Source organism: Frateuria flava, assembly GCF_017837635.1.
GTDB lineage: Bacteria > Pseudomonadota > Gammaproteobacteria > Xanthomonadales > Rhodanobacteraceae > Frateuria_A > Frateuria_A flava.
Genome location: NZ_JAGJRS010000003.1, coordinates 182,594 through 196,275 on the forward strand (window position 1 = coordinate 182,594; position 13,682 = coordinate 196,275).

Sequence of the window (13,682 nt, forward strand, 5' to 3'; positions counted from 1 at the left end):
TGGGCTCTGCGCTACAGCGCGACGGCAGGCGACCGCTCGCGCGAGCGGGCGAGCCACACGCGGAGCAGCGCCAGCAGCAGTTCGATGTCCACCGGCTTGGCAATGTAATCCGATGCACCCGCGTCCAGGCATTTCTGGCGGTCGCCCTTCATGGCCTTGGCGGTCACCGCAATCAGCGGTACGTCGGCCAACGCCGGTTGCGCGCGGATCTGCTGCATCGTTTCGTAGCCGTCCATCTCCGGCATCATGATGTCGATCAACGCGATGTCGATCCCGGGCGTCTGTTCCAGGATCGTGATGCCCTCACGACCGCCCTCGGCGTGCATCACCTCCACGCCGTGGCTTTCCAGCACGCTGGTCAGCGAGTAGATGTTGCGGATGTCGTCATCGACGATGAGGATGCGCGCGCCAGCCAGTTCAAGCATCGGCCCCGTGCTGCTGGCGGCCTCCAGCCTCGGTCGCGGAGCGGGTGCCTGGCCGATATGGGCCGCGAGGCGATCGAAGATCTCGGTCAGCTGTTCGGGCGCGGCCGGCTTCTCGGTCACGCCGAAGGCGCCCAGGCTCAGCGCGGCGCCGAGCTTGTCGGCACCGGAAATCACCTGGATCGGCATGTGCATGGTCTGCGGGTCGTGCTTGAGCAGGTCCAGCAGCACGAAGCCGTCGATGTCCGACAAGCCCAGGTCCAGCGTGATCGCGTGCGGCTGCAGCTTGCGCGCGAGGGTCAGCGTGCCGGCTCCCGCGGTGGAAACCACGCCCTTGAGACCGGCCTCGCGGGCGATGTCGAGCAGGATCGAGGCAAACGTCGGGTCGTCCTCGACGATGAGCACGAAGGGCGAGTTGCCCAGCGCGTCGCGGTCGTCGGTGACTTCCATTGGCGCGGGCAGGGTGCCCGGAACCATCGCGCCGCTGTTGTCGTAGCGGGCGGTGCTGCTGCCCACGGGCAGCGAGGCGGCCGTCACCGCTTCGAGCGGGACGAACAGCGTGAATGTCGAGCCGACGCCCGGCGTCGAGCGCACCTGCAGCTCGCCGCCGATCAGGCGCGCGATCTCGCGGCTGATCGACAGGCCCAGGCCGGTACCACCGTATTTGCGACTGGTGGTGCCGTCAGCCTGCTGGAAGGCCTCGAAGATGAGCTTCTGCTTGTCCTTCGGGATGCCGATGCCGGTGTCGGTCACAGCGATCTCGATCGCCCGCTCGGCGTAGCGCAGCACCGGGTGGTTGGTGCTCCAGCCGCCGGACACCGGGCGTACGGCCAGCGTGACGCTGCCTTCGCCGGTGAACTTGAAGGCGTTGGAGAGCAGGTTGAGCACCACCTGCTGCAGGCGCTTCTCGTCGGTGCGGATCGAGGCGGGCAACGCCGGGTCGAACTCCACCTTGAACTCGAGGTTCTTGTCACTGGCGAGCTGCCGGAACGTGCGCTCCATGTGCTGCTTGAGCCCGCTCATCGGCATGTCGCCGATCTCGATCGAGACCGTGCCCGATTCGATCTTGGACAGGTCCAGGATGTCGTTGATCAGGCTCAGCAGGTCGGAGCCGGCCGAGTGGATGGTGCGAGCGAACTCGGTCTGCTTCTCGCTCAGGTTGCCCTGCGGGTTGTCCGCCAGCAGGCGCGAGAGGATCAAGAGCGAGTTGAGCGGCGTGCGCAGCTCGTGGCTCATGTTGGCCAGGAACTCGGACTTGTACTTGGAGGTGAGCGCCAGCTGTTCGGCCTTCTCCTCCACCGCGCGGCGGGCCATGTCGATCTCGAAGTTCTTCGCCTCCACCTGCTTCTTTTCGTTCTCCAGCAGCTGGGCCTTTTCCTGCAGCTCTTCGTTGGTGGCGTGCAGCTCTTCCTGCTTGGTGGTGAGCTCGGTCTGGCGCGCCTGCAGCTCGGTGGTGAGCAACTGCGACTGCTTGAGCAGACCCTCGGTACGCATCGTCGCGGCGATCGTGTTGAGCACGATGCCGACCGATTCCATCAGCTGGTCGAGGAAGTTCTGGTGGGTCTCGTTGAAGCGGTTGAACGAGGCCAGCTCGATCACCGCCTTGACGTCGTCCTCGAACAACGCGGGCAGGATCGCCACGTTGGCCGGCGGCGCGTGGCCCAGGCCCGAGCCGATGCGGATGAAGTTCTCGGGGATGTCGGTCATCAGCATCGCCCGCTTGTCGGCGGCGCACTGGCCGACCAGGCCTTCGCGCAGCTTGAAGGTGGGCTTCAACTGGTCGCGGCTCTCGGCGCCGTAGCTAGCGACCAGGTCCAGCACGGTCTCGTTGTCCTCGCGGCGAGCGACGTAGAACACGCCGTACTGCGCGTTCACCAGTGGCGCGAGCTCGGACATGATCAGGTTGGACACCGTCGCCAGGTCGCGCACGCCCTGCAGCATGCGCGAGAAGCGGGCGAGGTTGGTCTTGAGCCAGTCCTGTTCCGCGTTCTTCAAGGTCTGGTCCTTGAGGTTGCGGATCATCTCGTTGATGTTGTCCTTCAGCGCGGCCATTTCGCCGGAGGCGGCCACCGCGATCGAGCGCGAGAGGTCGCCCTTGGTCACCGCGGTCGCCACGTCGGCGATCGAGCGCACCTGGTTGGTCAGGTTGGCGGCGAGCTGGTTGACGTTGTCGGTGAGGTCGCGCCACAGGCCGGCGGCGCCGGGCACGCGCGCCTGGCCGCCGAGCTTGCCCTCGATGCCCACTTCGCGCGCCATGTTGGTCACCTGGTCGGCGAAGGTGGCGAGCGTCTCGATCATGCCGTTGATGGTGTCGGCCAGCGCGGCGATCTCGCCCTTGGCGTCCACCGACAGCTTGCGCTTGAGGTTGCCCTGCGCCACCGCGGTCACCACGTCGGCGATGCCGCGCACCTGGTTGGTCAGGTTGGTGGCCATCAGGTTGACGTTGTCGGTGAGGTCCTTCCAGGTACCGCCCACGCCGGGCACCTGCGCCTGGCCGCCGAGCTTGCCCTCGGTACCCACCTCGCGCGCCACGCGGGTCACTTCCGAGGCGAAGGAGTTGAGCTGGTCCACCATCACGTTGATGGTGTCCTTGAGCGCCAGGATCTCGCCCTTGACGTCCACGGTGATCTTCTTGGAAAGGTCGCCGCGCGCCACGGCGGTGGTCACGTCGGCGATGTTGCGCACCTGGCCGGTGAGGTTCTCGGCCATCAGGTTCACGTTGTCGGTGAGGTCCTTCCAGGTGCCGGCGACACCGCGTACCTGCGCCTGGCCGCCGAGCTTGCCTTCGGTGCCCACCTCGCGCGCCACGCGGGTCACTTCCGAGGCGAAGGAGTTGAGCTGATCCACCATCGTGTTGATGGTGTTCTTCAGCTCCAGGATCTCGCCCTTGACGTCCACGGTGATCTTCTTGGACAGGTCGCCCAGGGCTACCGCGGTGGTCACCTCGGCGATGTTGCGCACCTGGCCGGTGAGGTTGGCCGCCATGGCGTTCACGTTGTCGGTGAGGTCCTTCCAGGTGCCGCCCACGCCCGGCACCTGCGCCTGGCCGCCGAGCTTGCCCTCGGTACCCACTTCGCGCGCCACGCGGGTCACTTCCGAGGCGAATGAGTTGAGCTGGTCCACCATCACGTTGATGGTGTTCTTCAGCTCCAGGATCTCGCCCTTGACCTCCACGGTGATTTTCTTGGAAAGGTCGCCACGCGCCACCGCGGTGGTCACCTCGGCGATGTTGCGCACCTGGCCGGTGAGGTTGCCGGCCATCAGGTTCACGTTGTCGGTCAGGTCCTTCCAGGTGCCGGCGACGCCCGGCACCTGCGCCTGGCCGCCGAGCTTGCCCTCGGAGCCCACCTCGCGGGCGACGCGGGTCACCTCCGAGGCGAACGAGTTCAACTGGTCCACCATCACGTTGATGGTGTCCTTAAGAGTGAGGATCTCGCCCTTGACGTCCACGGTGATCTTCTTGGAAAGATCGCCGCGCGCCACCGCCACGGTCACCTCGGCGATGTTTCGCACCTGGCCGGTGAGGTTGTCGGCCATCAGGTTCACGTTGTCGGTCAGGTCGGCCCAGGTGCCGGCCACGTCGGGCACCAGCGCCTGGCCGCCGAGCTTGCCTTCGGTACCGACTTCGCGCGCCACGCGCGTCACTTCCGAAGCGAACGCGTTGAGCTGGTCCACCATCACGTTGATGGTGTTCTTCAGCTCCAGGATCTCGCCCTTGACCTCCACGGTGATCTTCTTGGAAAGATCGCCGCGCGCCACCGCGGTGGTCACCTCGGCGATGTTGCGCACCTGGCCGGTGAGGTTGTCGGCCATCAGGTTCACGTTGTCGGTGAGGTCCTTCCAGGTGCCGGCGACGCCGGGCACCTGGGCCTGGCCGCCGAGCTTGCCTTCGGTACCGACCTCGCGCGCCACGCGCGTCACTTCCGAAGCGAAGGCGTTGAGCTGGTCCACCATCACGTTGATGGTGTTCTTCAGCTCCAGGATCTCTCCCTTGACCTCCACCGTGATCTTCTTGGAAAGATCGCCCGAGGCCACCGCGGTGGTCACCTCGGCGATGTTGCGCACCTGGCCGGTGAGGTTGTCGGCCATCAGGTTGACGTTGTCGGTGAGGTCCTTCCAGGTGCCGGCGACGCCCGGTACCTGGGCCTGGCCGCCGAGCTTGCCTTCGGTACCCACCTCGCGTGCCACGCGGGTCACTTCCGAGGCGAACGAGTTGAGCTGGTCCACCATCACGTTGATGGTGTTCTTGAGCTCCAGGATCTCGCCCTTGACCTCCACCGTGATCTTCTTGGAAAGATCGCCCGAGGCCACCGCGGTGGTCACCTCGGCGATGTTGCGCACCTGGCCGGTCAGGTTGGTGGCCATCGCATTGACGTTGTCGGTCAGGTCCTTCCAGGTGCCGGCGACGCCTTTCACCGTCGCCTGGCCGCCGAGCTTGCCTTCGGTGCCGACCTCGCGCGCCACGCGCGTCACCTCGGAGGCGAACGAGGCCAGCTGCGCCACCATCGTGTTCACCACCTTGCCGATGCGCAGGAACTCGCCGCGCAGCGGGCGCCCGTCGATCTCGACGGTCATCGTCTGGGAGAGGTCACCCTTGGCCACCGCGCCGATCACGCGCGCCACCTCGGCGGTGGGTTGCACCATGTCCTCGATCAGGTCATTGACCGAACGGATGGCGCTTTCCCAACCGCCAGTGGCTGACTTGACGCGGCCACGCTGGTTGATGCGGCCTTCCTTGCCGACCACGATCGACAGGCGTTCCAGTTCATCGGTGAGCTGGCGGTTGAAGCCGACCACCTCATTGAACAGTCGGGCCACCTCGGGGTCGGCCCCGGGGCCGCTTTCGGGCAGGCGTACGCTGAAGTCACCGCTGCGCAGGCTGCGCAGGGCGGCGATGAGCTGGGCGCGGTCCAGTGATTCCTGGCGAATTTGGGCGCTCACATGAGTCTCCTGTGGTGACAGCTCGTCCTGTCCAGGGTCGAGTCATGGATACGTGGCTGCCATCCGGCCATCGAGGGGCAAGCCGATGAGAGTGCGCTTCCCACACTGAACCCATGCTTCAACCGGTCGACGCTACGGACAGGCGCAACCGCCGCAGGCGTGCTCATGACACCGCCCGCACCGTGTTGTCCCGGCTGATGCCTCCCGCCGGCGCCCCCCCCTCGGCGCCGCCGAACCATAGCATGGCGCCGGGTTGGCTTCCCGGGGAAGAGTCCATAGAATGCGGGCGGCTATCTGCAGCAGGTCGCTCCGTTCGGGATCGGCTTTTGGGGGTTTAGAGGGGGCCCACGTGATCCGCCAGACAAGGGGGCGAACTTCGGAATGCCATTGGAGAAGGATGTAGCCGGTTTCCTGCGGTCGACATTCCGGTCCATCTGGTCGATGGAACTGCTGTTCCTGCTGCTGCGCGATCCCGCGCGCTGCTGGTCTTCCCCGGAACTGGTCGACGCGCTGCGAGCCAGCGAACTGGTCGTGAGTCAGGCGGTGGATTCTCTCCACGCCGCAGGGCTGATCGTGCGCGAGAGCGACGACCTGGTCCGTTACGGGCCAGCCTCCGACGACCTCCACGAACTTGTCGAAGCCTCGCAGGCTTTGTACATGCGTTCGCCCGACGCCGTGTTGCGGCTGATCATGCGGTCCCGGTCCGACAACCTCGTCGCGTTCGCCGACGCCTTCCGATTCCGTAAGGATTAGCGCGTGTCCCAATACTTCGCACCGGCGGTCTACCTGTTGTGCTTTCTCGCAAGCACGGTGTGTGCGTTGATGCTCGGTCGCAGCTTTCACCGCACCCGCGCGGGGCTGCTGTTCTGGAGCGCGCTGTGCTTCCTGTTGCTGGCGCTGCAGAACCTGTTGCTGGTGCTGGACCTGATCGTCTTTCCGGGCTCGGTCGACCTGGCCGTGCCGCGCTCGTTGTTGTCGCTGGCGGCGGTTGCCACATTGCTGTTCGGCTTCATCTGGAACGGAGAAGGGGAATGACGCTTCTGATCTATTTCCTCTCCGGCGCGGTCACGTTCGGCTTCGCCGTCGGCGGCCTGTTCTTCCTGCGGTTCTGGCGGCGCACCGGCGACAAGCTGTTCCTCGCATTCTCGCTGGCGTTCGGACTGCTGGGCGTGGCGCAGGTGCTGATCGCGGTGACCAACGTCTACGTCGAGAACCGCAGCTTCGCCTACCTGATCCGCCTGGCTGCTTTCGCGGTCATCATCGTGGCGATCGGGCGCAAGAACCGGAAGGTCCTGTAGGGCGGGTTCAGCCCACCGCTTTTTCTACGGACGTGGCGAGAGGTGGGCTGAAGCCCCCCTGCGCTCGCCTACAGATCGAGTGGTTGCAGCATGCGAGCCCGCTCGGCCCGCTCCCACATCTCGTCGAACTGCTGGCGCAACGGCGCGCAGCCGGGGCGGTCGATCCGTGCCGCGCGGCCCTGCGGGCGTTCGGCGTCGGGCTGGAACAGGTAGCCGCCGGCGTCGGTGAGCAGGCAGGCCGATGGGTTGCCAAGGTCGACCTCGTCGACCGGCATGCGCACCTGGATCACGCTGGGCAGCCGCTGCATCAGCAAAATCAGCCGGTGGCCGTCACGCAGCGCCGTGCCAGGATCGCCCAGCAGCAGGCGGATCTGCGCGCCACGGCCGGCGGTGGCAATGCGGCGCAGCTCTGCCATGTCTTCGGCGCTGGCGTAGAGCGCGTCATCCAGGCGTGGTACCCGGATATCCACCTGGCGACGTGCCGACGCCAGCAGTGTGAGCCGGGCGGACGCCAGTTCGGCCGCATTGCCGGCGGGCAGTACCTCGTCGGCGGCGGGATCGTCCGTCACCGGCGGCCCTTGTGGGGAACAAGGTGTCCGTCGTTCACCAGCGCCAGCAACACGGCAAGGGCCTCGTCGCCGGGCACGCTCTCGAAGGAGAGTGACCGTTCGGCGCACAGGCGCCGGGCCAGCTCGGCCGGGGCGGCATACGCCTGGCCATTGGCGAACAGCACGGCCGAGCGCCGCCCCCGGCTCCAGGCCAGGCGCGACCAGGGGTGGCGCAGCAACGCCGCGCCGCCTTCCAGGCGCTTGCGCAAGGCGGCCACGGTCATTGCCTTGGCCGGCATCGCGGGCGTTTGCGCGTTGCGATAGCGGGTGATGAAGCGGCCGAACCAGTCGCGCAGGCTTTCCTCGTCCAGCGCAGCGGCGAAGGGCAGGGCGCGGCGCAGGCGTTCGAGGGCGGCGGAGTCGATCTCGCCGACCGAACGCGCGGGCGCCAGGTCGGCATCGGTATAACGCTGCGATTCGTCCAGTCGCTCGGCGAGGTAGTCGGCCAGGTCGCCGGTGAGTTCCGCCTGCGACGGCGCGCGCATGCCGACCGAGAAGGTCATGCACGGGCCGCCGAAGGCGACGCCGTCGTGCGGCACGCCTGGCGGCAGGTAGAGCATGTCGCCCGGTTCGAGCAGCCACTCGTGGGTGGGCTCGAAATGCACCAGCTGCTTCAGTTCGATGTCGGGGCGGAAATCCATCGGCGCGGACGGATCGGTGCTGATCGCCCAGTGGCGTTGCCCCAGGCCCTGCAGCAGGAACACGTCGTACTGGTCCACGTGCGCGCCGACACCGCCACCCGGCTCGGCGTAGGAGACCATCACGTCGTCGATGCGCCAGCTCGGCAGGAAGCGGAAATGCTCAAGCAGCTGCGCTACGTCGGCGTCCCACTTGTCCACGTCCTGCACCAGCAGGGTCCAGTTGCCGCCGGGCGTGCGGGCGAAGTCGGCCTCGTCCAGGGGGCCGGTCTTCACCGACCAGCGCTCGCGCGCCTCGTCATGGATGATCAGTCGCGACAGCGCGCCTTCCTCGCAGGCCAGGCCGCCCAGGTCATCCGGTTGCAGCGGCGGCTGGAAATCGGGGAACGCGTTGCGGATCAGCAGCGGACGCTTCTGCCAGTAGTCGCGCAGGAACTGCGCGGGCGACATGCCCAGCGGTTGCCTGGCCGAACCGCGGACTTCGATGGGATGATCGTTCATCGTGACATTGTAAGAGCGCGAGGGCCCTGCAGGCGCGCATCCTGTGCGCGACCGGGTGCATGGCGGTCACGCACAGGGACGCTCCTGCAAGGTGGCTGGTTAGCCGAACGCCCTGACCACGTTGTTGACGCCCAGTCCCAGCACCGCGATCGCGGCCAGCACCGTGGCCACCCGCGCCGGCATGTGCCGCGCGAAGATCGCACCCACCGGCGCGGCCACCACGCCGCCGGCGATCAGCCCCAGCACCGCGGTGCCATGGCTGAGGCCGATCATCAGCAGGAAGCTCACGCTGGCGGCGATGCTCACCACGCACTTGGCCAGGTGCACCGTGCCGATCACCATCCGCGGCGTGGCGCCGCGCGCGACCAGCGTGGTGACGGTCAGCGCGCTCCAGCCGCCGCCGGCCACCGCGTCGGCAAAACCCGCGCCCAGGCCGAGCACCGGCGTGCCGCGGGGCACGTCCGGACCGGGTGGGCGACCCAGCGCCCCGCGCATCAGCAGGAACACGCCCATGCCCAGCAGGTAGGGCGTCAGCGCCAGCCGCATCCAGTCGGCCGGCACGTGCACCACGACCGCGGCGCCGATCACCGCGCCGATCACGCCGGGGATCGCCAGCATCCAGAACAACCGCCAGCGCACGTTGCCGGCGAGCCAGTGGCTCAGGCCCGACGCACCGCAGGTGAACGCCTCGGCCTGGTGCACGCTCGCGGTCGCGGTGACCGGCGGCACGCCAAGGCCCAGCAGCATCGCCGCGGACGCCACGCCGTAGGCCATGCCCAGCGCGCCATCGACCAGCTGGGCGAGCGCACCGACGGCGGCGAAGGTGAGGAACTCGGCGGGAATCATCGTCGATACGCCCGGGCGGAGGGATGGCTGGAGTATCGAAAGCGCTGCCCACGCGCGGAAATAAGAGGCTGGTATATCCACATGCCGAGCTGTCCTTTCCCTGGCGCGACCACCGCGCCCTAGATTGTCCGGGCCCTACATTTGGACGTCCAAAAGGACAAGATTTCGTGAACGCCCTGGCTGTACCGGAGCCCTTGCCCGTCACTCTCGATGCGGAAAAGACGGCCTTGCTCGCCAGGCTGGCCGATGGGCTGGCACCGGAGCAATTGTATTGGGTCGCTGCCTGGAGCGCGGCGCGGGCCAGCCACGCCCGGCAAGCCACGTCCCACCCCGGGACCCCCGCGGAAACGGCCCGGGCGCCGCGGCTGACCATCCTCTATGGCAGCCAGACCGGCAACGCAAAGCGGCTGGCGGAACAGTTGGCCGCGCGCGGCGAAGCCGCAGGCTTGCCGGTGCGGCTGGTGCGCGCCGATGCCTATCCTGCGCGCGAACTGGCCAGGGAAACGCACCTGCTGATCGTGATCAGCACGCAGGGCGAGGGCGAGCCGCCGGATGACGCCCGCGGCTTCGTCGAGTTCGTCCTGGGCAAACGCGCCCCCCGGCTCGCGCAGCTGCATTACGCGGTGCTCGGCCTGGGCGATTCGAGTTACCCGCAGTTCTGCGCGATCGGCGGTCAGCTCGACGCGCGGCTGGCCGAGCTGGGCGCAAGCCGCTTCGCGCCGCTGGGCGAGGCGGACGTCGACATCGAGCAGGTCGCCGTCCCCTGGTCCGCCAACGCGCTGGCGCAGGCGCGCGAGGCGCTGGGCAAGGTGTCCTCTCCATCAGCCACACACGGCGCCACCGTGCATGCGCTGCCCACCCGCAGCACGCATTCGCGGGAACACCCCTTCGCCGCCACCGTGCTGGCCAACCAGCGCATCGTCTCGCGCGACAGCGAACGCGCCGTGCACCACCTGGAGCTGTCGCTGGAGGGCGCCGGCTTGCGCTATGCGCCCGGCGACGCGATCGGCATCTGGCCGACCAACCCGCCCGCGCTGGTCGAACAGTGGCTGCAGGCCCTGCGACTGGATGGCGCCCGGGAGGTCACCCACGAGGGCCGCACACTGCCGCTCGGACACTGGCTGGGGCGCGAGCGCGAACTGACCCGGCTCACCCGCGCCTTTGTCGCCGCGCACGCGGCCGCCAGTGGGCATGCGGACCTGATGCGCGTCTTGCGCAAGGAGCATGCCGCGTCCTTTGCCGACCTTCTGGCCAGCCACCAGCCGATCGACCTGCTGCGCCGCCATCGCGCGGCATGGCGCGCGGACGATCTCGTCGCTGCCTTGCGTCCGCTCACGCCGCGCCTGTATTCGATCGCATCCAGCCCACGTGCGGTAGGCGAGGACGAGGTTCATCTCACTGTCGCGCGGGTCGACTACGAGGCTTTCGGCGCGGCGCACGTGGGCGCGGCCTCGGCCTTTCTGTCGTCCATCGAAGAGGACGCCACCGTGCCGGTGTTCATCGAGGCCAACGACCGCTTCCGCCTGCCCGCCGACGACAGTCGCGACATCATCATGATCGGCCCGGGCACCGGCGTGGCGCCGTTCCGCGCCTTCGTGCAGGACCGCCGCGAAACCGGCGCGCGCGGACGCAACTGGCTGTTCTTCGGCAATCGCCATTTCACCCGTGACTTCCTCTACCAGGTCGAATGGCAGGAGGCGTTGAAGTCCGGCGCACTGCACCGCCTCGACCTGGCGTTCTCGCGCGACGGCGCGCACAAGGTCTACGTGCAGGACCGCCTGCGCGAGCAGGGCAGGGGGCTTTACGCCTGGCTCGAGGGCGGCGCCCACCTGTACGTGTGCGGCGATGCCAACCACATGGCGAAGGACGTCCACGCGGCGCTCGTGGACATCGCCGTCGCGCATGGCGGCCATTCCCCGGACGCGGCCCGCGCGTGGCTCGCCGATCTGCTCACCCAGGGGCGTTACGCCCGCGACGTGTACTGACCATGCCTGCGCTCTCCGAACTCGAACACATCAAGGACAACAGCCGCCAGTTGCGCGGCTCCATCGCCGACGGCCTGGCCGATCCGGTCACCGGCGCGATCGCCGAGGCCGACACCAAGCTGCTGAAGTTCCACGGCAGCTACCAGCAGGACGACCGCGACCTGCGCGACGAGCGTCGCCGCCAGAAGCTCGAGCCTCTCTACAGCTTCATGCTGCGCGCGCGCCTGCCCGGTGGCGTGGTCACGCCAGCGCAGTGGCTGGTGTTCGACCGGCTCGCCCGCGAGTACGCGAGCAGCGGCCTGCGCATCACCACGCGCCAGACCTTCCAGTGGCACGGCATCCTCAAGCACGACCTCAAGCCCACCATCGCCGCGATCAACCACGCGATGGCGAGCACCATCGCGGCCTGCGGCGACGTACTGCGCAACGTGGTGAGCACGCCGCTGCCGGTGCAGTCGGCCGCGCACGCCGAGGCCTACGCCTGGGCGGCGCGGCTGTCCGAGGAACTGGCACCGAAAACCACCGCCTACCACGAGCTTTGGCTCGATGGGGAAAAGCTGGTTGGCGAACCGGAGCCCGAGCCGCTCTACGGCCGCACCTATCTGCCGCGCAAGTTCAAGATCGGGCTGGCGATCCCGCCGCTCAACGACATCGACGTGTTCGCGCAGGACCTGGGGCTGATCGCGATCGCCGAGGACGGCCATCTTGCCGGTTTCAACCTGGCCATCGGCGGCGGCATGGGTGCGACCCATGGCGACCCGACCACCTACCCACGGCTGGCCGAGGTCATCGGTTTCGTCACGCCGCAGCAGTTGCGCGACGCGGCCGAGCAGGTCATCGCCATCCAGCGCGACTGGGGCGATCGTGGCGAGCGCAAGCACGCGCGACTGAAGTACACGCTGGACCGCCGCGGCACCGAGGCGTTCAAGGCGGAACTGGAACAGCGCCTGGGCTTCACCCTGCAGCCCGCACGCCCGTACCGTTTCGAGCACAACGGCGACCGCTACGGCTGGCTGCAGGGCCAGGACGGGCGCTGGCACCTGACGCTGCACATCGAATCGGGCCGGCTGGTCGATCGCGATGAGCGCCGTCTGCTGACCGGCATGCGCGAATTGGCGAACGTACACACCGGCGATTTCCGCCTGACCTGCAACCAGAACGTGATCGTCGCCAATGTCGACGCGGCCGAGCGCGAACGCATCGATGCGATCGTCGCCGCGCATGGCCTGGACGGCTACCGCCGGCACAGCGCGATCCGCCGCCACGCCATCGCCTGCGTGGCGCTGCCGACCTGCGGCCTGGCGATGGCCGAAAGCGAGCGTTACCTGCCCACGATCCTGGACAAGCTCGAAGCGCAACTGGCCCGCCACGGCCTGCGCGAGGCGCCGATCCTGCTGCGCCTGTCCGGCTGCCCGAACGGTTGCTCGCGGCCCTACCTGGGAGAAATCGCACTCGTCGGTCGCGCGCCCGGCCGCTACGACCTGCGCCTGGGCGCGGATGTCGCCGGCCAGCGGTTGAACCGGGTCTATCGCGAGAACATCGACGAAGCGGCGATCCTCGATGCGCTCGACCCGTTGTTCGCGCGCTATGCGGCCGAGCGGCTGCCCGAGGAGGGCTTCGGTGATTTCCTGCTGCGCGGCGGCGTGCTGGCACCCCCGCGGCGCATCTGGGCCGAGGTGGTCGCATGAGCGCAGCGCTGTTGCGGCAGGCCGTCGGCGAGCCGCGGGCGCTGGCCGACATCAACGCCTATCTGGCCGGGCTCGATGCGGAAGGGCGCGTGGCCTGGGCACTGGCACACGTGCCGGGCGAGCACGTGCTTTCGTCCAGCTTCGGTGCGCAGGCGGCCGTTTCGCTGCACCTGGTCACGCGCCAGCGGCCGCGGATACCGGTGGTGCTGATCGACACGGGGTATCTGTTTCCCGAAACCTACCGCTTCGTCGACGAACTCACCGAACGTCTCCGGCTCAACCTCAAGGTCTACCGGGCCGCGACCAGTCCGGCCTGGATGGAAGCCCGCCATGGCCGCCTGTGGGAGCAGGGCGTGGCGGGCATCGATCGCTACAACCAGATGCGCAAGGTCGAACCGATGCAACGTGCGCTGGCCGAACTGGGCGCCGCCGGCTGGTTCGCGGGGCTGCGCCGCACCCAGGCCAGCACCCGCGCCGGCGTGGCGTTCGCCGAGCACCGCAACGGCCGCTGGAAATTCCACCCGCTGGCCGACTGGACCGACCGCGACGTCGGCCTCTACCTCCAGCATCACGGCCTGCCGTACCACCCGTTGTGGGAACAGGGCTACACCTCGATCGGCGACGTGCATACCAGCCATCGCTGGGAGCCGGGCATGGACCCGGAGGACACCCGCTTCTTCGGCCTCAAGCGTGAATGCGGCCTGCACAACATCCTCTGAGCCTTGGACTAGCCTAGTCGCCCAGCGACCGGAGGA

Annotated in this window: 10 protein-coding genes; 6 read left to right on the forward strand and 4 right to left on the reverse strand. The window is 68.1% G+C overall.

The window, feature by feature from the left end; genetic code table 11:
• Positions 1-11: 11 nt before the first annotated feature.
• On the reverse strand, positions 12-5,363 hold the full coding sequence (locus tag J7I44_RS01585; protein WP_342451859.1) for a HAMP domain-containing protein: 5,352 nt from the start codon (positions 5,361-5,363) through the stop codon (positions 12-14).
• A gap of 441 nt (positions 5,364-5,804) precedes the next feature.
• Here J7I44_RS01585 and J7I44_RS01590 point away from each other — a divergent pair, with 441 nt between their 5' ends.
• The 3 genes from J7I44_RS01590 to J7I44_RS01600 are packed head-to-tail and all read left to right on the forward strand — an operon-like array spanning position 5,805 to position 6,661.
• On the forward strand, positions 5,805-6,116 hold the full coding sequence (locus J7I44_RS01590; protein WP_209614809.1) for a hypothetical protein: 312 nt from the start codon (positions 5,805-5,807) through the stop codon (positions 6,114-6,116).
• Between the two features lie 3 nt (positions 6,117-6,119).
• A complete protein-coding gene (locus J7I44_RS01595) occupies positions 6,120-6,398 on the forward strand; it encodes a DUF5985 family protein (protein WP_209614811.1) in 279 nt (92 codons plus the stop codon).
• Positions 6,395-6,661 carry a DUF5985 family protein gene (locus tag J7I44_RS01600; RefSeq protein WP_209614813.1) on the forward strand — a complete coding sequence of 89 codons (267 nt, stop codon included), beginning with the start codon at positions 6,395-6,397 and terminating at the stop codon, positions 6,659-6,661. The genes J7I44_RS01595 and J7I44_RS01600 overlap by 4 nt, the downstream gene beginning before the upstream one ends.
• Positions 6,662-6,729: 68 nt before the next feature.
• On the opposite strand, the gene J7I44_RS01605 is transcribed toward J7I44_RS01600, so the two are convergent.
• The 3 genes from J7I44_RS01605 to J7I44_RS01615 form a co-directional block, all read right to left on the reverse strand.
• Positions 6,730-7,230: a DUF7931 domain-containing protein gene (locus J7I44_RS01605; protein WP_209614814.1), complete on the reverse strand. Its 501-nt coding sequence runs from the start codon at positions 7,228-7,230 to the stop codon at positions 6,730-6,732.
• Positions 7,227-8,408, reverse strand: a complete 1,182-nt coding sequence (locus J7I44_RS01610) for a ribosomal protein uL16 3-hydroxylase (protein WP_209614815.1) — start codon at positions 8,406-8,408, stop codon at positions 7,227-7,229. The genes J7I44_RS01605 and J7I44_RS01610 overlap by 4 nt, the downstream gene beginning before the upstream one ends.
• Before the next feature lie 99 nt (positions 8,409-8,507).
• Positions 8,508-9,254: a sulfite exporter TauE/SafE family protein gene (locus J7I44_RS01615; protein ID WP_209614816.1), complete on the reverse strand. Its 747-nt coding sequence runs from the start codon at positions 9,252-9,254 to the stop codon at positions 8,508-8,510.
• 167 nt (positions 9,255-9,421) lie between these two features.
• On the opposite strand from J7I44_RS01615, the gene J7I44_RS01620 reads away from it, so the two are divergent.
• The 3 genes from J7I44_RS01620 to J7I44_RS01630 are packed head-to-tail and all read left to right on the forward strand — an operon-like array spanning position 9,422 to position 13,646.
• Positions 9,422-11,239, forward strand: coding sequence for an assimilatory sulfite reductase (NADPH) flavoprotein subunit (locus J7I44_RS01620; protein ID WP_209614818.1), 1,818 nt, complete (start codon positions 9,422-9,424; stop codon positions 11,237-11,239).
• 2 nt (positions 11,240-11,241) lie between these two features.
• Complete coding sequence (gene cysI / locus J7I44_RS01625; RefSeq protein WP_209614820.1) at positions 11,242-12,927, forward strand: assimilatory sulfite reductase (NADPH) hemoprotein subunit; 1,686 nt, start codon at positions 11,242-11,244, stop codon at positions 12,925-12,927.
• Complete coding sequence (locus J7I44_RS01630) at positions 12,924-13,646, forward strand: phosphoadenylyl-sulfate reductase (protein ID WP_209614823.1); 723 nt, start codon at positions 12,924-12,926, stop codon at positions 13,644-13,646. Before cysI ends, J7I44_RS01630 begins: the two co-directional genes overlap by 4 nt.
• Positions 13,647-13,682 lie beyond the last annotated feature (36 nt).